Source organism: Sphingobacterium corticibacterium (assembly GCF_004208525.1).
GTDB classification, from domain to species: domain Bacteria; phylum Bacteroidota; class Bacteroidia; order Sphingobacteriales; family Sphingobacteriaceae; genus Sphingobacterium; species Sphingobacterium corticibacterium.
Genome location: NZ_SGIT01000001.1, coordinates 1,686,032 through 1,706,385 on the forward strand (window position 1 = coordinate 1,686,032; position 20,354 = coordinate 1,706,385).

Here is a 20,354-nt window from a genome sequence, read left to right on the forward strand (position 1 = left end):
TTTAGTTAAAAATCTCTTCCTTCTTCTTCACGCAATGCTACGCCTAAGTTTTGCAGTTGAGGTGCATTTTCGCAAGCAATGTATTTTGCGGATTCAGTTTCACTTAAATTTTGGTGCTGATGCCAAGCCCAAGAAGGGATATAAACGGCGTCGCCTGCTTCCCATTCCACAATTTCGTCTTCTACTCTTGTCCAGCCTTTACCCTCAATAACATATAAAACTGTTTCGTAAGTATGTCGGTGTAAATGTGTTTTCTGTCCGGGCAATAAGCCTCCGATGGTCATACTTACATTCTTACTCGGTAAGTCCACAAAGAAAACAGGATGTTTTCTTTCTTCCGAAAATTGGTTGTGTACACCTGCGTTTTCAACGTTTTTGTGAATGACGTGTGAAGGTTTCACAAAAGTGGGTCTTGCAAATGTTTGATGAAAATCTTTAGAACTGAATTGTTTTTGCGCTGCATGGATTGATTTTTTTACTTCTGCCTGATTTGTTTCTACTTTTGACATAGTTTCACTTTTTTACTGTTATTTGCACTATTGCAATACAAAAGTATTGTATCTTTGGACTATATAAATGATACAGTTTTAACAAAAATAGATAGTCCAGATGCTGAGAAAATGGAATTTTGAATTACAATTGGATGAAAAATCAGATAAAGCCATTTATCTGCAAATAGCTGATGCTATCATAAAAGATATTCATTTAGGAAGATTAAAACCTAGAGATGCATTGCCGGGAAGCAGAAATTTAGCACAACTTCTAAAAATCAATAGAAATACAGTTGTAGAGGCTCTAAACGTACTGCTTATTGAGGGATGGCTGATTTCTAAAGAAAGGCAAGGTACTTTTGTTGCCGATACATTACCCGATTTTAAGGAAGTGCAAAAAAATAAGCCTTTAACTCCTGTCCTAAAAAACAGAGAGGGTTCACAATATCATTTACAGTTTGATGACGGAAGCCCTGACAGTAAAATTGCACCTATTACCGAATTGGCAAGGGCATACCGCCAAGTCTTCAACCAAAAAGCAAGGTGGCAGATGATGGGCTACGGTAATGAATTGGGAGATTTGGAATTCAGAAAAACTATTGTTCAAATGCTCAATCATCAAAGAGGTATGCAGATAAACGAACGAAACACCTGTATCACTCGTGGTAGTCAAATGGCGATGTATCTAACGGCTCAATGTCTGTTTACAAAAGGTGATTATGTACTTATTGAAAATCCAGGTTATCAACCTGCTTGGAAAGCCTTCGAAAATGCAGGTGCAAAACTTTTGCCTGTAAGTGTGGATAAAGAAGGTCTGAAGATTGATGAGGTAATTTCTTATCTGAAATCGGGAAAAAAAATAAAGGCAATCTATGTTACACCGCACCGTCAATATCCTACTACGGTAACATTGAGCCTAAAGAGAAGACTGGAATTGATAGGGATTTCTAACAAATACAGTTTCACGATTATTGAAGATGATTATGATAATGAGTTTCATTTTGGGTATCGCCCCGTATTGCCTTTGTCGAGCTTTACGGAGTTGAAGAACTACGTTTATATTGGTACAATGAGTAAGGTTGTTGCACCCGCCTTACGTATCGGTTATTTGGCAAGTAACGACGGTGATTTGATTGAACAGGTGGGTAGTTTGCGAAAGATTATTGATGTACAAAGTGACAGCATAATGGAACAGGCGGTTTTGCAACTTATCAAGGACGGCACCATAAAACGGCATATCAAAAAATCAACCAATCACTACAAGGCCAAAAGAGATTTTATGGCAACTGTGCTGAATAAATATCTCTCAGACAAAGCAACTTACGCAATTCCCGACGGTGGTTTAGCTGTTTGGGTTGTATCCAATAAACAAGTGGACTGGTTAGAAATTTCCAAAAAGCTTAAAAGCAAAGGCATCAAAATCATTACACCCGATACTTATAGTTTTGATGAAACCGTAAACGGTATAAGATTGGGTTATGGCTCGCTTTCCGAAGAGGATTTAGAAGAGGGAATTATTGCTTTGGCAAAATTACTGTGATAGGCGAACTGATTAAGACAAAATTTTCTGCTTCTGTGTAACCCACTAACTAATGATCTCCATAATTCATTGCTTTCATCCAGAATATTGGCTTTTGGTCTGGCTCATCCGATTGGATAGCAGTCTAAATAAGGCATAAAATGATTAGATTTGTGAAAGATGGAAGTAAAGATCTGTCGGCAAACAATGGATTTCCTTTCATCAAAATCCTAGGTAACGAATACAGAACGTTGAACAAGAATGATTTTTTTGTCAAAGAAAATCAGCCCTGTAATGAGGTCGCCTTCATTGCATCTGGAATCTTCCGTTCTTATTACAGCACTTCAAGTGCAGAAGATGTAACCTATTGTTTTCGATTTCCAAAAGGACTTCGGATACAACAAAGCGGGATAAATGGCTGCAAAAAATCAAATACCTCGGACAAAAACATGGATAAAACGCATCTGATTTCTCGTTAATTTAAGTCTCCTGTACGATTACGAGAAAATCTAAATAAATCAATATCTTGCCCATTGCTATCCCACCCTTTCAATATCATTAAGGTTGTTCATTTTCTTGTATTCCAAGAAGCCCTTGATATCTTCGAAGTGCTCTCTTACGCGCTTGTTGCCAAACTCGAAAACTTTCGTTGCCAATCCATCGAGGAAGTCTCTATCGTGCGACACCAAAATCAGCGTACCATCAAATTCTTGCAGGGCATCTTTAATGATATCTTTGGTTTTCATGTCCAAGTGATTGGTTGGCTCATCGAGGATGAGCACATTCACGGGCTCTAACAAAAGCTTAATCATAGCCAGACGTGTTTTTTCTCCTCCGGAGAGTACTTTCACCTTTTTGGTAGTATCGTCTCCGCTAAACATGAATGCCCCCAGAAGATCTTTGATTTTGACACGTACATCACCCAAGGCAATTTGGTCGATGGTTTCGAACACGGTAAGTTCTTCATCCAGTAACGAGGCTTGATTTTGTGCAAAATACCCAATTTGGGCATTATGCCCCACTTTTAGAGACCCTTCGTAATCAATTTCACCCATGATAGCTTTAATCATGGTTGATTTACCTTCTCCATTTCTACCGACGAAAGCTATTTTCTCTCCACGTTCGATAACCATCGAGGCTTTTTCGAACACGACATGCTCTCCGTAGGCTTTGGTGAGTTCTTCCACGATGACAGGATATTGTCCCGAACGAGGAGACGGCGGGAATTTTAGACGTAGCGCGGAGGTATCTACCTCGTCCACTTCAATGATATCCAATTTTTCCAACATCTTAACGCGGGACTGCACCTGCAATGTTTTGGAATAAGTACCTTTAAAACGATCTATAAATTCTTGCGTATCGGCAATAAAACGTTGTTGTTCTTCGTAAGCCTTCAGTTGGTGCTGGCGTCGTTCTTGACGCAACTGCAGGTAGTGAGAGTATTTTGCTTTATAGTCGTAGATACGCCCCATCGTTACCTCGATCGTGCGGTTCGTAATATGATCAACAAATGCGCGATCATGGGAGATAACGATAACAGCTTTGGCCGAATTGACCAGAAAATCCTCTAGCCACTCAATACTTTCTATATCCATGTGGTTGGTAGGCTCATCAAGAAGTATTAAATCGGGCTTTTTCAATAGAATTTTGGCGAGTTCTATACGCATACGCCATCCCCCTGAAAACTCAGCTGTCTGACGGCTAAAATCCCGCCGTTCAAAACCCAAACCTTTTAATACTTTTTCAACTTCTGCATCATAGTTGGTCTCTTCGATGGAATAGAACTTTTCGCTTAGCTCGGAAACCTGCTCGATTAACTTCATGTACTCGTCCGAGTCATAATCGGTACGGATGTTCAGTTGTTCGTTGAGCGCTTCAAGTTCGTCACGCATCCGGTAGACTTCATCAAAAGCTTTAGAGGTCTCCTCAAAAACCGTCATATTATCCTCCGTCAACAGGTGCTGAGGAAGGTAAGCGATCACCGCTTCCTTCGGCCCGCTGATATGGCCGGTAGTGGGTTTCCCTACGCCGGCAATGATCTTTAATAAAGTGGATTTTCCTGCACCATTCTTTCCCATCAGGGCTATCTTGTCATTTTCATTGATGGAAAACGATACATCACTGAAAAGGGTTGTGCCGCCAAAGGATACGGAGATATTATTTACGTCTATCACGATATGTGTCTATTTAAAAAACAGCGGCAAAGATACAGCAATATAATGGAGGTTGGATATAATTTTGTCTACACTTTTTCCATTTCTCGAATGATCGGGATTACCTTATCGCCGATCAGCTCGATGGCTTCCATCAAATATTCATGTTCCAAATTGGCTACATCCATCTGAAAGGTGAAACGGTTGATGCCTCCCAATGCTTTAGCATGTCTGATGATCTTCTCCGCTACTTCTTCAGGGCCACCCAAAACAATGGCGCCCAATGGAGAGGTCTCCCTTTCAAAATGCTCTTGGGTCAGGGGCCCCCATCCTCTTTCCTTGCCAATATTGTTCATAGCTTTGGTATAGCCAGGTAAGAAAATTTTTGTCGAAGCTGACGTAGTTGCACCTACAAATCCGGTAGAATGAAGCCCAACTTTAAGGTCTTCGAGTTTGTGTCCGGCCTCTAACCCCGACTCCCGATACAAATCGACTAAAGGACGAAAACGATGGGTCTCTCCACCAATTACGGCGACCATCAGTGGAAGGCCTAATCTTCCTGCCCGAACAAATGACTGTGTCGTGCCGCCAACGCCCAACCAAATAGGCAATTTCTCTTGAAAAGGTCGTGGGTAAATAGCCTGATCTTTAAGCGCTGGCCTGAAACGACCATTCCAATTGACGGTTTCGTTGTCTCTTATCTGGAGCAGTAAATCCAATTTTTCGGCGAACAGCGCATCATAATCTTCCAAGTTTAATCCGAACAACGGATATGCATCCACAAATGACCCCCTGCCCACCACGATTTCGGCTCTTCCTTGCGTGATCAAATCAAGCGTAGCATAATTTTGAAAAAGTCTTACGGGATCATCGGCACCGATGACTGATACGGCACTAGTAAGCTTGATGCGTTGAGTCGTACCTGCAGCCGCAGCCAAAATGACCGAAGGTGCGGAATCCAAAAACTCCTTACGGTGGTGCTCACCTATCCCAAATACGTCTAACCCTTTTTCGTCGGCAAACTGGATACGTTGCAACAATAAGCGCAATGACTCAGAACTGTTGATTTTACTACCTAAGGCGGTGAAATTTGTAGCGAAGCTATCGATTCCTATTTCTATCATTGTATGTACTTTTATAATTATTCGTATGATGCGTTATGGTTTTTGCTAGGCAAAAAGAATGACATTTTTTTTATATAGTACAAAAGTACCTATATTGCACTAACAATTTATTAGTAATAAACTAAAGGTTAGTAGCTGTATTTAGGTTACTTATAAGCAAAAGATGGATTACGCGGATACAAAATGTGAGGAAAATCTCAGAGCACTAGAAGATGCACTGTATGTTTTGGGTGGAAAGTGGCGGTTGCGAATTCTCGCGGCCATGTTTAGTGGACACAAACGATTCAACGACTTGCAGCGTACCATCCATGGTATTTCAGCGAGAGTACTATCCAACGAACTGAAACAACTGGAATTGAATGGATTATTAAAGAGAGAGGTACACGTAGATAAAACGCCGGTTGTTACAGAATATGTCTATACCGAATATGCCAGATCGATCGATAATGTCATCGTCACGTTGGCTGATTGGGGACAAAAACATAAAGAGAAAATCACAACCACCTGTCAAAATCACTAACCTGTCTTAAGTTTTGGCGACGGTGAGATTACTTATTTGCGTTAGTCTGCGCATCATCCCAATAAGGCAATACACTATGTCGGTACGGCAAATAATCTGCAGGAATATTTTCAAATGCTTCTAACATGAAGGTCACTTTCTTGTTTGCCGGCCATTCCCAATAATTTCCTTTCAAAGCAGCATCCGTTGATCGGATATTCCATTCAGGGATATTTATCATTGAGAATCCGGCGTTATCGACATATATCCCCGCCTCCCGCAATGCTTTTACATCTGTGTAACGACCTTTCAAAGTAGCATGCAGTTGGTTACCTTGTCTTTGTAAACACACGCTCTCTATAACTACGCTACTCGAATCATTGTTTTCGGGATTCTTTTCAACATCCATAATGAGCTGCAATTCTTTGATCGTGGCAATACTATCTTCTTCTGTCACAACTATCGAAAAAAGATCTTCCTGTACAACTTCAAAAGTTTGATGTACAGGATCTATTGCGACGGTAGCTTTACGGCTTAGTATCCTCGATTCTTCTATACCTACAAAGGAGGCTAGCGCAAAAAATAAAATACTGATAGTTTCCATGTTATATAAAGATACATAAATATTAGAATTGCTATAACCGGTTCGACTAATTGTAAATAATTTATTTGTAACCATTAGGACTCGTAGCGGATCTAACTGCCTTAATGATCGCAGAAAAATAGACCGAAGCTGTCTGGAGATATCTTGACTTTACTAGTGCAATCCAGACACCGACGTGTCAATAAATGGCATATCTTTGGCTGTGATTAGTTAACGCAGTACGATATGGAAAATTTAAGTTCTAAGCGATTCAAAAGGAATTTTGTGGATACGTTCCCAGGGGATGACAGTGGTGATCTGTACCCCCGCCAAACGCCAGGAGTTTTATATAGCAAGGCAGTACCTACAGCTGTACGGAAACCCAAACTTATCGGTTGGTCCGCCGAGTTAGCAGATAGCTTGGGTATCGCGAAACCTGATCCAGATGACATACAAATTCTAGGCGGCAATCTCATCACCCCGACGATGTACCCTTATGCAGCCTGCTATGCGGGCCATCAATTTGGCAACTGGGCGGGGCAGCTTGGTGACGGCCGAGCGATCACGCTGGGCGAATGGGAGAACCCGCACGGAAATACCTGGGAGCTGCAGTTGAAGGGCGCCGGCCCCACTGCGTATTCGCGGAGAGCAGACGGTCGGGCGGTTTTGCGCTCATCGGTGCGGGAATACCTGATGAGTGAAGCGATGCATTACCTAGGTATCCCTACTACGCGGGCATTAGCACTTGTTACCACGGGCGAGCTTGTGACACGCGACATGTTTTACGATGGACATGCGGCAGATGAGCCTGGAGCCATTGTTATGCGTACAGCACCAAGCTTTTTACGTTTCGGTAACTTTGAAATGCTTGCCGCCAGGAACGAGATCGACAACCTCACACAGCTAGTGAACTGGACGATCGAACGCTTCTATCCGCATATAGAAGGTGACGAAAAGGTACTCCACTGGTTTGGAGAAGTCGTGGAACGTACAGCAACTATGATCGTTGAGTGGCTGCGGGTAGGTTTTGTACATGGGGTGATGAACACCGATAATATGTCTGTGCTTGGTCTAACAATTGATTATGGGCCTTTTTCTTTTCTGGACAACTACGACCCGGATTTTACACCGAATACCACCGACTTACCGGGCAAAAGATATGCTTTCGGTAAGCAAGCGAATGTGGTTTACTGGAACCTAAGCCGTCTGGCGAATGCTTTAGTACCGCTGATTTCTGACACCGGCCAATTAGAAAGCCAACTGAGAAGATATGAAGACTTTTATTGGAGTAAGTACTACGCGATGATGGCAAATAAGCTGGGTATGGACGGTATAAACAACGATAATGACGTAGAGTTCGTGGGCGAATTCGAGAAGGTATTGGCTGCTATCCAGCCGGATATGACGATATTTTATCAGCTTCTGATTGATTTGCCGACAGAATTGGCCACAGAGAAAGAAATGCTTAACTTCTTTAGGAGCAGTCTCTATGGCGATCCTGAACCAGCGGATGTCACCCAACTTTACACGCTCATCACGAACTACCAAGCGCGTTTAAGAGCGAATACCTGCACAAGAGAGGACAGCTTACTGCGTATGCGAACAGCCAATCCTAGGTTTATTTTAAGGAATTACTTGCTTCATATGGCCATAGAAGAATTACAAAGAGGCGAAAACAACCTTTTTTTAAAATTACAGCGAGCTCTTAAGGATCCGTATTCAAAAAGCCACGATGAATTCTTTGCGATACGCCCGGGTTGGGCCACACAACAGGCGGGCTGCTCGATGTTGTCCTGTAGCTCATAAATCCTGCTTACGTTAACGCTAGAAATAAAGTGATACGAACAAGTTTAATTTCAAAAATTGGACACGGATTATTTACCATTTGGTAAATGCAGCATTGTCGGAAAAGGGTATATTTCGCCATGGATACAATGATCGACTTCTTTTACAATTTGGGGTGCTTAATAAACAGCAGATTGATCTTATATTAAGCAAACCGCAGGCTTTAGAATTAAAAAAGGATGAATATTTCTCGGAGGCCGGAAAGGTTCCAAAACATTTGGGATTTGTATTAGAATACAAAATTTAGCAACCAAGAAAAAACCTTGACAAATACGACTTCCACAGAAAAATCAAGCTATTCATTGTTTCCAACTGACTTTGCCGTTTTTATCGAACATTTCGAAAGACGGGTTGCCCAAGCTGTCGACCTTTAAAATAATCCGCGGTACTTCATTGTTATCTTTCATGACCAAAGACGCATTCCCGTTTTCCGTGATTAGATTGATACGGTTGATATTTTGGCCGGGTTGACCAGACAGGTCTTTGTCATTAATCATCAGGCCAGCCCTGAAGTAATTGTCATGTTTGTTATCTTGTGCCAGAATACCGATCGCGTCAGCGTTCTGATAGTCAAATGCCAATGCATTAAGGTTAGTTTCATCATTATCTGTAATGGCAAGTCCACCTCTTTCGTCTCCGTTTTTATCATAAAATATAAGACCTGCTGGTGCGTAAGCCCTTTGAAACTTTTTCCCGTCGATTATTGGTTGCGGAATATGGTCTACGTTCGCAATAACGATTCGGTTCTTGCCTGTCCCATCCTTGATGTCAATCCGATCGGCCGAGATAATACCGTGTTTGCTATTCAGAAATATATACCCTACAAATACCAGAAGAATGATGTTCAAAAGGACAAGAAGGGATAAAATTAACTTGAGGGGTCTAGATATTGTTTGCATAGTTAGAAAAGGATTGTATTTAATTAAGATGACAAATATATAAATTGTCGTTCACATTTTGATACCCCCCTACCCTTGACGTGTGGCCGATTATTAGTGATCATCTGAATATCAAAAAGCTTGCATTATCCATCACAGCGAGATTAAATTTTTGTATTCTCAAAATCAGATTATATCTGAACTAATCAGAACGGAGAAATTCGGAGGAAGCCCCAGAAGTATTGCTTACAATTCCATCGAACAAACCAGAAATATTGCTACCGTACTGGTAAAATTGGAAAGTCAATATTTAATCTTTCATTCTTTGATAGTCTGTGTTCAAGAAAAAAATGAGAACTGGAAAATAATAAACAACATTCCTACGATAGAAGCGAAGAATAAAAGAAATATACATTAAATTTTCGGAGCTTTATGGAATATAATCATCTTTGACATCTAAAGTTAAAAATTGAATATGAAGATCACCAATATCTTAACGCCGATATGCCTGCTGATTGCGAGCTGTAGCGGAGGACGCATGGAGCAACATGGTGTCGCGGCATCTGCCGACCTTGCTATCGAAGAGATGGCTGTCCCGAATATGGGTGGCGAGAGTATCCAAAGTAGATCATCCCGCCCTGTAGCAGAACCTGAGAAAACGGGAGAAGCCACACCTGTGCAAAATGAGGTGAAGATCATCCGTACCGGCAATATTTCTATTGAATCTAAGAACATCTCGGAAAGCAAAAGCAACCTTGATAAATTGATCAAAAGACTCGGTGGATATTACGAACAAGAGAATACGACTACCGGAAATGGTTACACAAGTTTTGATCTCACCGTCCGCATTCCTCAAAACAGTTTCGACTCGCTGATTACGGATATAGAAGGCGGCAAGGATAAGGTGACGAACAAATCTGTTCGGGCAGACGACGTGTCGTTGCAGTACTATGACCTAGAGTCCAGACTAAAAAGCAAGCGCGCATATCTTGACCGCTACCAAAAGATGGTGGCAAGCGTTAAGTCTGTCAAAGAGCTGCTGGAAATTGAAGAACAGATCCGACAATTACAGGAAGAGATCGATAGTACGGAAGCTACCCTAAGAAACCTGAGCGGACAGATCCAGTACAGCACGATGCAGGTCAGCCTATTCGAATATCAAGCGAACCTGCCCTCTGGCAGTAATTCTTTCTGGGTACGCACGAAAGAAGCTTTTGCTTTCGGCTGGAACCTGATTGAAAATATCGCTCTAGGCATCATCGGCGTGTGGCCAATTATGCTGATTACCGTTGTGGGTGCAACAGCATGGAGAGGTTATAAGAAACGGAAAAGAGGGTGAAGCGTAAATTAACTTGTCGTAATAGGCATGTATAGTACTGAATATATAGTAGAAAAAATGGTAGAATACGCGCGGTGAAAAGAAACCGATAAAAGACTAATTTGACGAAATTTGATATAGCAGCTGAAAAAATGTTTAATTTCGATTATAAAATCAAATAGAATGGTCGAAGAGTAATGGTAATTGTATTTCCCAAAATTTATCAGACGTGCCGTCTACATATTTTAGATGCTTAAACATAGTATAGATTTATTGTTTCGGACTAATCTGCTTACCATCCCAAGAATACTTCTGTCGATGTTTAGTCTCCGAATATTGCAACTCCTCCGCTTCATAATCGATGACCTCTCCCTGAACAATGTCTTTAATGATTAGTCCGGGTTCTAAGTGATGCTCTACAGGAAACAGTATCTTCTCTTCATAATAGCTTACGCCGGCATCACTGACAGAACTCTTCGAAAACATATCCACAAAATTTTCTCCGTTCCATCCAAGGTAATAGTGTGTGGTAGGAATTCCACAGGCTTCACCATGGAAACCAACCCTATGAATATATTGCATCCCTTCTAAACCCATATTGGGCAAAAGTTTGCTTTCTGTATATGTTTGACCATTCCTATAGACAGAGTAATGACTTCTGCCCATCAACTTGTTATCTGGGGTCAAATACTTCACCTCGCAGATGTACGCGTTCCCACCATATTCCGAAGGCTTTTCGTAGCGTAATAACCCGTGGATAAAATGGTTACCTTGCTCGTCAATTTGACGCCCTAAAGCCAGTAACCCCAACCACATAAAACCTTTTTTTATGTGGCCATTTTTTTCATATTGAACCTCGTGCCAAGGAGCTTCATACCCACGAATAGTACGTTCGTTATAGCCATCACTCATTATGAGCAGCATGGTTCCGTGCGTTAATGAATCTAAAAGATTCCCATCTGTATCGGGATAGTCTCGAATATACGCGATATCTGCAAAAACATATGCTGTATCTCCTTTCTGCTTGTTCCATAAGTTATATCCCTCATAGACCTGATAAGCGACTGGTGTATCCAACTGTGCATACGCCGCGAATGAAACCAGCATAGAGAATAGTAGGTAAAATCTCTTCATCACTCAAAATAAAGGAAAATATAAAAATAGTACAATAGCTAAATTCCAGTAATTTTAGTTCTTTCTATAATCTTAACAAGGGTATTGTTTTTAACCTTAGTTAGTTTATAGGACTAACGACATGGGTTGTCTCGACTTTAGTTAAATTTAAATACACAACTAAGCATTAACCGTGATGGACTCGTCCCAATAATAACTATCTGGATACATCCGCTCTCCAAAAATAGCTGTACCGACACGTATTATGGTGGCACCTTCTTCAATAGCGATTTCCAGATCACCACTCATACCCATCGAGAGTTCCTCCATTTCAACTTCTGGAATATCGAGATCGATCAGCCGCTGTTGTATTGATTTAAGCAGGCGAAAGCACGGTTTTACATGTTCTGGGTCTGCGCTAAGGAGACCGATGGTCATTAGTCCCTTAATTTTCAGCGTTCCGAGTTTCGCCACTTCCCGAACTAACGTAATGGCATCGTCCGGATGTACACCAAATTTACTATCTTCATTTGATGTGTTGACTTGGATGAGCACTTCCATGGTCTTCCCTTCAAACAACAGTCGTTGATGCAATTTTTCGGCCAGCTCCAAACGATCAAGCGATTGGAGGCAGGACACCTCATATTTCAACACTTCCTTGATTTTGTTTGATTGCAGGTGTCCGATAAAATGATTGATATGCGGTACGGCCGTCAATGTATCGTACTTTTCTTTGAGCTCTTGCACTTTATTCTCTGCTATGAGAGTCTCTCCGGTACGTAGCGCCATAAGTATTCTTTCTGCTGGAACGGTTTTCGTTGCCAATAACAATTTTACATCATGCGGACACCTACCACTCTTGATGCAGGCTTTATGTATCCTATCTTTGATGACGCAGATATTTTGAATTATGTTTTCCATTTAACAGCAATCTTAAGTTCTGTGAAGCATTCTCGTTGACACCGTTATCCTATTTCCAAAAATTGATCTGACTAATCGCTACGTTAATCTGAGTAACTCAATTGTCTGTAAAGAATTCTTGCAAACGTTGAAAAGTTTCATTTTTTACACGATGTTCTGACATGTGCGCTATTTCCGCTGCACTGGAGTAGTTCTTTCAAAATACAGCTACAGTAAGAACCGTAGCTGTATTGTATATGTTACCCTTTTACATCTTCTAAAGAAGCTCCAAAATTTATATGTAACACATTTCCATTTTCAAGCACTAAGGCCGGAACAGACTTAACGCCAGCTTTTTCAGCTTTCTCAATAGCAGTTTTTTGCTCTCCTAAGTGGACAACTTCTACATCTGCCGGATTGATTAGGGTTAAGATATCCTGTTCAGCGCTCGTACATACAGGACATCCTGCGTGATAAAAAATTGCTTTTGCCATGATTGTATATTTTAATAAATTATTGACTTAGCACAAATATAGCTGACACACTCATGTCCACGCTGATACAGTTTAGCAATTTGTAGATAGTCCAGACCATAAGCTATTGACTTAGCAAAAATGGCATCAACATTCCTATATTTGGACTATCGGAAAGATCAAAAACATAGCGTGATGTTGTTAAATTCTATCGATAAAAGACTAAATTTAAGCATTGAAAAACACTAGAATAAATAAAATAGATATTATGGCTGAACCTAATTCTCAAAAACTAAAACACGAGCAAATACAGTACATTGAATTTCTATCAAAAGATATTGTTCAAGCCAAAGCCTTTTATACCAAATGTTTCGGTTGGAAGTTTACAGATTATGGAGCAGCGTACACCGCCTTCGCAGGTGACTACGTTGATGGTGGCTTTACTTATGGAGAACCCGTTAACGGTACTGTCTTAGTCATTCTCTATACCGAAGATATTGAAGCGACTAAAAATAAAGTAATAAGTGCTGGGGGCACTATTGTTAAGGATATTTTCAGCTTCCCCGGAGGGAAACGCTTTCAATTCACGGATTTAGACGGTTACGAACTCGCTGTTTGGACGGAATAGCATCCAAACGAGACAAACAATTCGTTGTAAAACTACTAATAAATTGGTTCATGGATATTATAAAAAAAATAGCACTGACGATATTTTTAGCCTTTACAAGCCTCTTAATGTATGGGCAATCTAAGCAAAAGGCTATTAATGGGCTCGAAAAACAACCTATTTTATTTATTGATAGCATCCAAGTTGATAAATCAGAAATGCAAAAATATAATGCTGACCAAATAGCGTCGGTATCAGTCGTTAAAGACAGTGTAACATTAGGGATATTTGGTAATACGGCTGATGCTGTCATATATGTCGAAACCAAGAACTTTTGCCGGCAGCGCTTCGTAAATTACTTCGCATCAAAATCAATCGAATTCAAAAAACTGTTCGAATCATTAGGAGATGATAAAAGCTTTCAATACTTTCTCAATGGATATATCCTAAACGCGAATTATGAGTCAAACCTTGCTGCTATTAATGATAATGTTTTCCTATCGCTCACGATCATAGATCAAGATGAGCTAGAAAAGAAACATAATGGTATCATAGATAAATCGTATGGAATACTGATTATGACCGATAGTCCTGTAGACTTCTTTGAAGGAGAAAAGTAGAAAATCGCTTTAGATTCTATTTTATCTCTCGATATGGACGTGTGTCTCCATTTTTCGAGGCTGTGAATTTTTAGAATTTATGACTTAGACGTAAAAATCAGTCCATATCGAATGTACCATCGGGGACATAGAAGAACTCCAATTCTTTTTTATCCTGAATTTGGCGACATCCCCCATTTTGAAGCAAAATAGTCTGTGTAGCGATATCAAGTACGTTCCGGTAATTATGATCGGAGATCACGAATCCTTTTTCATCTTTAAAATGTATTATTAAATCTGTTATATATTGTACATATACCGGCTCAAGTCCTGTAAAAGGCTCATCCAAAAGTAGAAAGTCCGTCGGTTGGTATATTAGTAAGCATATTTCTAAATAACGCAACTCCCCACCCGATAATTGATAGACCTTTTTATCTTTTAGTGTTTGAATCCGATTATCGTCTAATAATCTCTGTCTTAAGGTCGCACTTTTAACCAAGAGCCAAATTAAATAGGAGACTCTTTCATGTGTTGGAAGGAAGGAATGCTGAGGAAGGTAGCCAATTTTAGATGTTAGATAGGGTTTTTCAATTTTTTTACCATTCAATAAAATATAACTATGTTGAGCTTTTAAGGTGCCAAAAATTATTCTCATTAACGTAGACTTACCGCAACCGTTACGTCCTAATAATCCAATTATATCACCTGTCCTACATTTCAAATAGGCTCCTGTAAGGATCGGACGATTATTTACATAACTAAACTCAACAGAGTCGATATATAGCTCCTTTACATCATCCATAATTTTTCTATTACTAGATAGAGGGCTAACACAAATAATAAATTAAAAAAGAAACCATATATGTATACACGAAAAAGAGAAATTCCCAAGTTAAAATACATATATTTTGTTTTCTTTCCAAAATAATCAAATGCAAAAATCGAAACAATATATCCTACAGTTGTGAATATTAAAGAAAAAGCAGAAAAGAAGGGAATTTTAGAATAGGAAACTAATTCAGGAACAAATGCTGCAAATAATATCGAAAGAGCAAAATTAACCCCAAAAATATTCTTAAGATAGTAAATATATAGTCTCATTAAATTACGGTTTGGAAACCCACCCTGTGTATAGCGGATCTATCGATACAACACGGTTATCGCCAGCTTTTACAAAAAAAGTCGTCAAAATTCAACCGATACATTTATCCATTCGGCATCGAAGTCTGCATTATATTTTTTGTAGAACTCGATTGCCGGTTTATTCCAGTCCAATACCTGCCATATCATTCCATTATATCCTTTGGTTTTGCCATATGCAATTAATTCGTCCAAGAGCATTTTTCCTATTCCCATTCCACGCATCCCTTCGGTTACTATTAAATCTTCTAAATACAGACGACGTCCACTCCAGGTTGAATAGCGGTCATAGTGTAAGGCAATCCCGACTATTATTCCATTTACCTCAGCTACTAATGCGCCCCAAACCGGTTTATTTCCGAATCCACATTCTACCATCTCTGCTAATGTGACGATCACTTTTTCGGGTGCCTTTTCGTATAAAGCGAGCTCTTTAATCAATTCTAAAATTCGGGGACAATCTTCTCGATTCGCTTGTCTTATCGTTATGTTTTGCATTTAATTCTAAGAAATACGGTCTATTGTTTTAATAACAGTGCAAATCTACGAATTACCCAATCATATCCTCATAATCGACAGCTACATTTTACCATTATGTCCAGAATTATTATCTTTATGCTGCTTAAAAAAATACAATTTACTGCACCCAATAATAAACAATAATGAATATCTACAAAACGACTTTTCTTATCATCTTTTATTATTTACTCAACCTATCATTCACCACACCTTTGCGTGCGCAGCCAGCCACAATTGCCGGCGATTTTCCCGACCCCACGGTTATACGTGCAAATGGTCAATACTACGCTGTAGGTACTTCTAGTGAATGGGCGCCGCATTTCCCAATTTATACCTCTAAAAATCTGTTGGATTGGCAACAGGTAGGGTTTGTGTTTTCTTCGGCACCGGAATGGACTGCATCTTCCTTTTGGGCACCCGAGTACTTTTATCACAAGGGAACATATTACCTGTATTATTCGGCTAAACGTAAAGACGACGGTGTATCCTGTATCGGTGTAGCCACCTCCCGTTATCCCGACCGTGATTTTGTAGATCAAGGCATTGTCGTGGCGTATGGAACGGAGTCTATAGATGCTTTTGTTGTCCGGGAGGACAATCAGCTGTATATGACTTGGAAGGCTTACGGATTGGACACCCGCCCTATTGAACTGGTTGGCGCTAAGCTTTCTGATGACGGACTCAAATTAGAAGGCGAACCTTTCTCCTTATTACAGGATACCGCACGTGTAGGTATAGAAGGACAAAGTTTTATCAAGCACAACGGTTATTATTATATGTTTTATTCCGCGGGTGCCTGTTGTGGCGTTTCCTGTGATTATCATGTACAAGCCGTACGGTCCAAATCCGTAATGGGTCCTTATGAACGCGTTGGTACAGACTTCCTTCTTAGTGAAAACGAAAATTGGAAATGTATGGGGCACGGTACATTTGTGCATAATCCTGAAAAAGAGCTTTATTATCTACTGCATGCTTATAATAAAGTAGGCGGCGTCTATACTGGGCGTGAAGGACTACTTGCAAAACTCCAGTGGACGAACAAAGACGAGCCGCGGTTTGATCTGGTAGAGCACAAGGATGTACCACAGCGTCACGATCCCTCGTTTGACCTAATCGCTACAGGTCAGTATAAACCTTTCTGGCAATGGGATTTTCAGTACGCTGCTCCTTCTTTTACAACATCTGACGAAGGTTTGCGCTTATCGGGAACAACAAAAAGAAACAATAAATTGGGTGTTGCATTGACTAAGCGGCCCACGCAGCTAGCTTATACCTTGGGTACCGAGATTGACCTATTGGGCAGTAGCAATACTGCAACCAAAGGACTTATATTATATGGCGACCATGAGCGCGCTATCGGGCTTAGCGTAACTGGTAAAAAAATACAGCTTTGGACAATGGCTCCCAACAACCGAACCATGATTGCTGAACAGGAACTACCTGCAGATTATAAAAAATTGGCATTAAAAATCACGATAGCTCCCTCACTTGAGTGCCGTGCTTTCTTTGGGCAATCTGATTATTGGATCCCTATAGAAAGCCCCAATGGCCCCGTCAGCATCGAAGGCATCGCTCCATGGGACCGCAGTCCTAGACCAGGTTTGTTCTTTAACGGCGAAACAACAGAATCCGCCCTTTTTACCCGTTTTTATATAGATACAAAGCCCGCAGGTGGTTAAAAGCTTGCGGTCGATTTTAAATACGGAGCTATCATTCCTGCGGTGTATTTTTATTGTCCAGCTGATTATTCTGCGGGTATTTTTGACATATCCATATAAAAAATCTCCCAGGTGTGTCCGTCAACGTCTTCGATGGTACGCTGTTGCATAAAGCCATAATCTTTCATTTCGCTGGGCTCGGTTCCTCCTGCGTTCAATCCACTTGTCACGATTTTATTCACTTCGTCAATGTTGTCAACCGATAAAGAAAAAAGTCCGGCAACGTTGTTTTTTGTATCTGCAATTGGTTTGGTCGCAAATGTTGCAAATTTTTCGTGTGTCAAAAGCATCACAAAAATATGGTCACTCCATACCATACATTTTCCACTTTCGTCCGAAAATTGAGGATTATTCGTAAAACCCAACGCCGTATAAAATTCCACTGACTTTTGTAAGTCTCTTACTGCTAAGTTGATAAAAACTTGTTTTGCCATTTTATTGCTATTTAATTGTTAATGGTATATTGTAAGCCAGCTTTCTAGGGACTGTCTGTTCCAAATTAAACCATCTAAGTTTTTCACAAGTTATTATATTTCAGATTTTGTCAGCTTGTCTTATGGCAAGAAATCATTCTATACCGCGGTTTTCTTACCCATTGATATCCACTCTGCGAGACTTTATTAATTACAAATTTTGACATAAATAAAGCGACATTCTATCTTTTCCTTTTTGCATAACAAAGCATAGATTGCAGAAAGTTTTACAAACGCTTCAATGGAAAGGTTTGGAATTGCAGTATTTTACGGATATCATTTTGGTTCTGATAACATTTCTCTAGAAGAACGGATACCCAAAAGCATGTCGTGTTGATTTAATGACATTCGTATGTCACTGTGAAAAATAAAAATATGCAATTTTGCCTAACAGTGTTAAATAATTTTATGTAATTAAAACATGGGTAGCAAAGAGCGTATTCAGCGACTTAAAGATGAGAATCGAAATTCCATTTTGGAAGCGTCCCTTCAAATTGTTAAAGAAGAGGGGTGGCAAGCACTAAGTATGCGCAAAATCGCGGATATTATCGAATATACCGCGCCCATGATTTATGAATACTTTGCAAATAAAGAAGCTATTTTAAATGAGTTAACAAAACAAGGTCATCTTTTATTGGCAAAAAGAGTCAAACAAGCCCAGGCTAACGAGAGCACGTTAGAAAAACAGCTGGAAGCAATGTGGTTTAGTTATTGGGACTTTGCTTTTGAAGAACGGGAACTTTACCAATTAATGTTTGGCGTGGGAACAGCTTGCTGTGGCGCAGACAAAAGCGAAAAAAGGTCTCCTTCTTTTGGTGACCTTATCGCGGGGGTAATCCGTGAAGTTATGGCCGAGCAACAGCCTTCAGAGGATCTAATTTGTCGAAAATATTTCACATACTGGTCTGTTATCCATGGGTTGATTTCCATTAATTTGGTTAACAAAGGAAATGGAGATGCGACCAATCAACAGGTACTCAAGGACGCTATCTATGGCATTACCCGTTCACTGAACGATTAATTTTTTTTACACAAAAACATACAACGTTAGACAATTTAACACTGTTAAATAAAATAAACATAATAAAATCTTAATAGATAAAATATAATGGTCCCATTGTAAGAATATGTAAATCTGCGATCATTAATACCCTATCTAGCCCATACAATTAAAAAAACAATATTTATTAAATGAAAAAGCAAGTTTCCATCCATTTTCAGTACGTAAAGGCTCTATCACTTAACACTGTTAGACAATTTAACCTCGTAAAAAGCTTATATATTTTAAGCGTATTTTTTTTGTACAGCTGTACTACAGGTACCAGCAAGCCCGTTATATCAGCTCCGCCTACACTGCCAGTAGTCACTTTAGACAGTGAAGACCAGATCATTTATCAAGAATATCCGGCGTCTATCGAAGGAGCTTCCATGATCGAAGTTCGACCACAAGTTGAAGGAACACTCGATCGTATTTTTGTAGATGAGGGAGCTAAAGTGCATAAAGGACAACTTTTGTTCAAGATAAATGACCGTCTTTATCAAGAACAACTCAATCAAGCGAAGGCAAATTTACAGGCAGCTGAAGCGGCTTTAGAAAATACGGCGCTAGAAGTTGAAAAAAAGACACGTCTTGTTGCCAACAAAGTACTTACTGATTTTCAGTTGAAGACAGCGGTTAGCGCTCATCAAGTTGCGAAAGCAAATGTAGAACAGGCAAAATCAGTTGTCGAAGCCGCAAAAATCAACTTAGGTTACACAGAGATTAGAGCTACCACGACAGGTTACATAGGTCGATTACTAAAGAAACAGGGCAGCTTGGTCAGTCCATTAGACAGCGAACCCCTCACACAACTATCGGACATACAGACATTGCATGTTTATTTTTCACTTGGAGAAAACGATTTCATTGCCTTTAAAAGTGATACAAAGGGAGAAACTTTAGAACAAAAATTACAACAGCTACCTCCCGTCACGCTGCTGCTATCTGATCGAAGTGTATATGAGCATACTGGAAAAATAGACATGGTCGATGGACAATTCGATAAGAACACCGGAGCAATTACACTTCGTGCTACCTTCCCTAATCCAGAAGGAGTTTTACGGAACGGTAATACTGGAAAAATTCGCTTGGAGAAACATTACTTAGAGGCATTGCTTATTCCGCAATTAGCAACGATAGAAATCCAAGATAAAATCTTCGTATACAAGTTGAACGATGACAATAAAGTAAGTCAGCAACCCATTACAATTGTTGGGAAAAGTGGCGAAAATTACTTGGTTGAAAAAGGGATAAAGGTAGGAGACCGCATTGTATATAAAGGTATCGATCTACTACAGGACGGACAAGTTATCACACCTCAAAACACAACTAAAGAAATTATTTATTAATCTCGTTAACTTCA

At 40.0% G+C, this 20,354-nt stretch carries 22 protein-coding genes; 10 read left to right on the top strand and 12 right to left on the bottom strand.

The features are described 5' to 3' along the window. Positions 1 to 5: 5 nt before the first annotated feature. Positions 6 to 509 carry a cupin domain-containing protein gene (locus EWE74_RS07225; protein WP_130140802.1) on the bottom strand — a complete coding sequence of 168 codons (504 nt, stop codon included), beginning with the start codon at positions 507 to 509 and terminating at the stop codon, positions 6 to 8. A 100-nt stretch (positions 510 to 609) separates the two neighbouring features. On the opposite strand from EWE74_RS07225, the gene pdxR reads away from it, so the two are divergent. Next, a complete protein-coding gene (pdxR, locus tag EWE74_RS07230) occupies positions 610 to 2,031 on the top strand; it encodes a MocR-like pyridoxine biosynthesis transcription factor PdxR (protein ID WP_130140803.1) in 1,422 nt (473 codons plus the stop codon). A 140-nt stretch (positions 2,032 to 2,171) separates the two neighbouring features. Next, a complete protein-coding gene (locus EWE74_RS07235; protein ID WP_130140804.1) occupies positions 2,172 to 2,489 on the top strand; it encodes a cyclic nucleotide-binding domain-containing protein in 318 nt (105 codons plus the stop codon). 57 nt (positions 2,490 to 2,546) lie between these two features. Here EWE74_RS07235 and EWE74_RS07240 read toward each other — a convergent pair whose 3' ends face one another. Next, positions 2,547 to 4,184 carry an ABC-F family ATP-binding cassette domain-containing protein gene (locus EWE74_RS07240; RefSeq protein ID WP_130140805.1) on the bottom strand — a complete coding sequence of 546 codons (1,638 nt, stop codon included), beginning with the start codon at positions 4,182 to 4,184 and terminating at the stop codon, positions 2,547 to 2,549. 68 nt (positions 4,185 to 4,252) lie between these two features. Next, positions 4,253 to 5,287, bottom strand: coding sequence for an LLM class flavin-dependent oxidoreductase (locus EWE74_RS07245; protein ID WP_239018576.1), 1,035 nt, complete (start codon positions 5,285 to 5,287; stop codon positions 4,253 to 4,255). A 163-nt stretch (positions 5,288 to 5,450) separates the two neighbouring features. On the opposite strand from EWE74_RS07245, the gene EWE74_RS07250 reads away from it, so the two are divergent. Further along, positions 5,451 to 5,807, top strand: a complete 357-nt coding sequence (locus EWE74_RS07250) for a winged helix-turn-helix transcriptional regulator (protein WP_130140806.1) — start codon at positions 5,451 to 5,453, stop codon at positions 5,805 to 5,807. Between the two features lie 28 nt (positions 5,808 to 5,835). On the opposite strand, the gene EWE74_RS07255 is transcribed toward EWE74_RS07250, so the two are convergent. Further along, positions 5,836 to 6,390: a hypothetical protein gene (locus EWE74_RS07255; protein ID WP_130140807.1), complete on the bottom strand. Its 555-nt coding sequence runs from the start codon at positions 6,388 to 6,390 to the stop codon at positions 5,836 to 5,838. A 225-nt stretch (positions 6,391 to 6,615) separates the two neighbouring features. On the opposite strand from EWE74_RS07255, the gene EWE74_RS07260 reads away from it, so the two are divergent. After that, positions 6,616 to 8,175, top strand: a complete 1,560-nt coding sequence (locus EWE74_RS07260) for a protein adenylyltransferase SelO (protein ID WP_130140808.1) — start codon at positions 6,616 to 6,618, stop codon at positions 8,173 to 8,175. 338 nt (positions 8,176 to 8,513) lie between these two features. On the opposite strand, the gene EWE74_RS07270 is transcribed toward EWE74_RS07260, so the two are convergent. Next, positions 8,514 to 9,113, bottom strand: coding sequence for a hypothetical protein (locus EWE74_RS07270; RefSeq protein WP_165384664.1), 600 nt, complete (start codon positions 9,111 to 9,113; stop codon positions 8,514 to 8,516). Between the two features lie 454 nt (positions 9,114 to 9,567). Between EWE74_RS07270 and EWE74_RS07275 the strand changes: the two genes are divergently transcribed. Then, positions 9,568 to 10,431, top strand: coding sequence for a DUF4349 domain-containing protein (locus EWE74_RS07275; RefSeq protein ID WP_130140811.1), 864 nt, complete (start codon positions 9,568 to 9,570; stop codon positions 10,429 to 10,431). 249 nt (positions 10,432 to 10,680) lie between these two features. Here EWE74_RS07275 and EWE74_RS07280 read toward each other — a convergent pair whose 3' ends face one another. The 3 genes from EWE74_RS07280 to EWE74_RS07290 form a co-directional block, all read right to left on the bottom strand. Then, positions 10,681 to 11,544: a hypothetical protein gene (locus EWE74_RS07280; RefSeq protein WP_130140812.1), complete on the bottom strand. Its 864-nt coding sequence runs from the start codon at positions 11,542 to 11,544 to the stop codon at positions 10,681 to 10,683. Positions 11,545 to 11,703: 159 nt separating this feature from the next. After that, complete coding sequence (locus EWE74_RS07285) at positions 11,704 to 12,444, bottom strand: YggS family pyridoxal phosphate-dependent enzyme (RefSeq protein ID WP_130140813.1); 741 nt, start codon at positions 12,442 to 12,444, stop codon at positions 11,704 to 11,706. A 239-nt stretch (positions 12,445 to 12,683) separates the two neighbouring features. Beyond that, positions 12,684 to 12,917: a thioredoxin family protein gene (locus tag EWE74_RS07290; RefSeq protein ID WP_130140814.1), complete on the bottom strand. Its 234-nt coding sequence runs from the start codon at positions 12,915 to 12,917 to the stop codon at positions 12,684 to 12,686. A gap of 247 nt (positions 12,918 to 13,164) precedes the next feature. Between EWE74_RS07290 and EWE74_RS07295 the strand changes: the two genes are divergently transcribed. Together EWE74_RS07295 and EWE74_RS07300 are read left to right on the top strand one after the other, a co-directional pair. Then, positions 13,165 to 13,524 (top strand): VOC family protein, encoded by a 360-nt coding sequence (locus tag EWE74_RS07295; RefSeq protein WP_130140815.1) that lies wholly within the window; start codon positions 13,165 to 13,167, stop codon positions 13,522 to 13,524. A gap of 50 nt (positions 13,525 to 13,574) precedes the next feature. After that, a complete protein-coding gene (locus EWE74_RS07300) occupies positions 13,575 to 14,123 on the top strand; it encodes a hypothetical protein (protein WP_130140816.1) in 549 nt (182 codons plus the stop codon). 97 nt (positions 14,124 to 14,220) lie between these two features. On the opposite strand, the gene EWE74_RS07305 is transcribed toward EWE74_RS07300, so the two are convergent. The 3 genes from EWE74_RS07305 to EWE74_RS07315 form a co-directional block, all read right to left on the bottom strand. Then, positions 14,221 to 14,904: an ATP-binding cassette domain-containing protein gene (locus EWE74_RS07305; RefSeq protein ID WP_130140817.1), complete on the bottom strand. Its 684-nt coding sequence runs from the start codon at positions 14,902 to 14,904 to the stop codon at positions 14,221 to 14,223. After that, positions 14,892 to 15,203, bottom strand: a complete 312-nt coding sequence (locus EWE74_RS07310) for a hypothetical protein (protein ID WP_130140818.1) — start codon at positions 15,201 to 15,203, stop codon at positions 14,892 to 14,894. Before EWE74_RS07310 ends, EWE74_RS07305 begins: the two co-directional genes overlap by 13 nt. A gap of 84 nt (positions 15,204 to 15,287) precedes the next feature. Continuing rightward, positions 15,288 to 15,740: a GNAT family N-acetyltransferase gene (locus tag EWE74_RS07315; protein WP_130140819.1), complete on the bottom strand. Its 453-nt coding sequence runs from the start codon at positions 15,738 to 15,740 to the stop codon at positions 15,288 to 15,290. A gap of 164 nt (positions 15,741 to 15,904) precedes the next feature. On the opposite strand from EWE74_RS07315, the gene EWE74_RS07320 reads away from it, so the two are divergent. After that, positions 15,905 to 17,440: a glycoside hydrolase family 43 protein gene (locus EWE74_RS07320; RefSeq protein WP_130140820.1), complete on the top strand. Its 1,536-nt coding sequence runs from the start codon at positions 15,905 to 15,907 to the stop codon at positions 17,438 to 17,440. Positions 17,441 to 17,505: 65 nt separating this feature from the next. Here EWE74_RS07320 and EWE74_RS07325 read toward each other — a convergent pair whose 3' ends face one another. Then, a complete protein-coding gene (locus EWE74_RS07325) occupies positions 17,506 to 17,913 on the bottom strand; it encodes a VOC family protein (protein ID WP_130140821.1) in 408 nt (135 codons plus the stop codon). Between the two features lie 460 nt (positions 17,914 to 18,373). Here EWE74_RS07325 and EWE74_RS07330 point away from each other — a divergent pair, with 460 nt between their 5' ends. Further along, on the top strand, positions 18,374 to 18,973 hold the full coding sequence (locus EWE74_RS07330) for a TetR/AcrR family transcriptional regulator (protein ID WP_130140822.1): 600 nt from the start codon (positions 18,374 to 18,376) through the stop codon (positions 18,971 to 18,973). A 170-nt stretch (positions 18,974 to 19,143) separates the two neighbouring features. After that, complete coding sequence (locus tag EWE74_RS07335; protein ID WP_130140823.1) at positions 19,144 to 20,340, top strand: efflux RND transporter periplasmic adaptor subunit; 1,197 nt, start codon at positions 19,144 to 19,146, stop codon at positions 20,338 to 20,340. Positions 20,341 to 20,354 lie beyond the last annotated feature (14 nt).

What these genes read in the sequence shown, in the direction of transcription:
- EWE74_RS07225 (WP_130140802.1), bottom strand. Translation starts at nt 509, where the DNA reads ATGTCAAAAGTAGAAACAAATCAGGCAGAAGTAAAAAAATCAATCCAT.
- pdxR (WP_130140803.1), top strand. Translation starts at nt 610, where the DNA reads ATGCTGAGAAAATGGAATTTTGAATTACAATTGGATGAAAAATCAGAT.
- EWE74_RS07235 (WP_130140804.1), top strand. Translation starts at nt 2,172, where the DNA reads ATGATTAGATTTGTGAAAGATGGAAGTAAAGATCTGTCGGCAAACAAT.
- EWE74_RS07245 (WP_239018576.1), bottom strand. Translation starts at nt 5,287, where the DNA reads ATGATAGAAATAGGAATCGATAGCTTCGCTACAAATTTCACCGCCTTA.
- EWE74_RS07250 (WP_130140806.1), top strand. Translation starts at nt 5,451, where the DNA reads ATGGATTACGCGGATACAAAATGTGAGGAAAATCTCAGAGCACTAGAA.
- EWE74_RS07255 (WP_130140807.1), bottom strand. Translation starts at nt 6,390, where the DNA reads ATGGAAACTATCAGTATTTTATTTTTTGCGCTAGCCTCCTTTGTAGGT.
- EWE74_RS07260 (WP_130140808.1), top strand. Translation starts at nt 6,616, where the DNA reads ATGGAAAATTTAAGTTCTAAGCGATTCAAAAGGAATTTTGTGGATACG.
- EWE74_RS07270 (WP_165384664.1), bottom strand. Translation starts at nt 9,113, where the DNA reads ATGCAAACAATATCTAGACCCCTCAAGTTAATTTTATCCCTTCTTGTC.
- EWE74_RS07275 (WP_130140811.1), top strand. Translation starts at nt 9,568, where the DNA reads ATGAAGATCACCAATATCTTAACGCCGATATGCCTGCTGATTGCGAGC.
- EWE74_RS07280 (WP_130140812.1), bottom strand. Translation starts at nt 11,544, where the DNA reads ATGAAGAGATTTTACCTACTATTCTCTATGCTGGTTTCATTCGCGGCG.
- EWE74_RS07285 (WP_130140813.1), bottom strand. Translation starts at nt 12,444, where the DNA reads ATGGAAAACATAATTCAAAATATCTGCGTCATCAAAGATAGGATACAT.
- EWE74_RS07290 (WP_130140814.1), bottom strand. Translation starts at nt 12,917, where the DNA reads ATGGCAAAAGCAATTTTTTATCACGCAGGATGTCCTGTATGTACGAGC.
- EWE74_RS07295 (WP_130140815.1), top strand. Translation starts at nt 13,165, where the DNA reads ATGGCTGAACCTAATTCTCAAAAACTAAAACACGAGCAAATACAGTAC.
- EWE74_RS07300 (WP_130140816.1), top strand. Translation starts at nt 13,575, where the DNA reads ATGGATATTATAAAAAAAATAGCACTGACGATATTTTTAGCCTTTACA.
- EWE74_RS07305 (WP_130140817.1), bottom strand. Translation starts at nt 14,904, where the DNA reads ATGGATGATGTAAAGGAGCTATATATCGACTCTGTTGAGTTTAGTTAT.
- EWE74_RS07310 (WP_130140818.1), bottom strand. Translation starts at nt 15,203, where the DNA reads ATGAGACTATATATTTACTATCTTAAGAATATTTTTGGGGTTAATTTT.
- EWE74_RS07315 (WP_130140819.1), bottom strand. Translation starts at nt 15,740, where the DNA reads ATGCAAAACATAACGATAAGACAAGCGAATCGAGAAGATTGTCCCCGA.
- EWE74_RS07320 (WP_130140820.1), top strand. Translation starts at nt 15,905, where the DNA reads ATGAATATCTACAAAACGACTTTTCTTATCATCTTTTATTATTTACTC.
- EWE74_RS07325 (WP_130140821.1), bottom strand. Translation starts at nt 17,913, where the DNA reads ATGGCAAAACAAGTTTTTATCAACTTAGCAGTAAGAGACTTACAAAAG.
- EWE74_RS07330 (WP_130140822.1), top strand. Translation starts at nt 18,374, where the DNA reads ATGGGTAGCAAAGAGCGTATTCAGCGACTTAAAGATGAGAATCGAAAT.
- EWE74_RS07335 (WP_130140823.1), top strand. Translation starts at nt 19,144, where the DNA reads ATGAAAAAGCAAGTTTCCATCCATTTTCAGTACGTAAAGGCTCTATCA.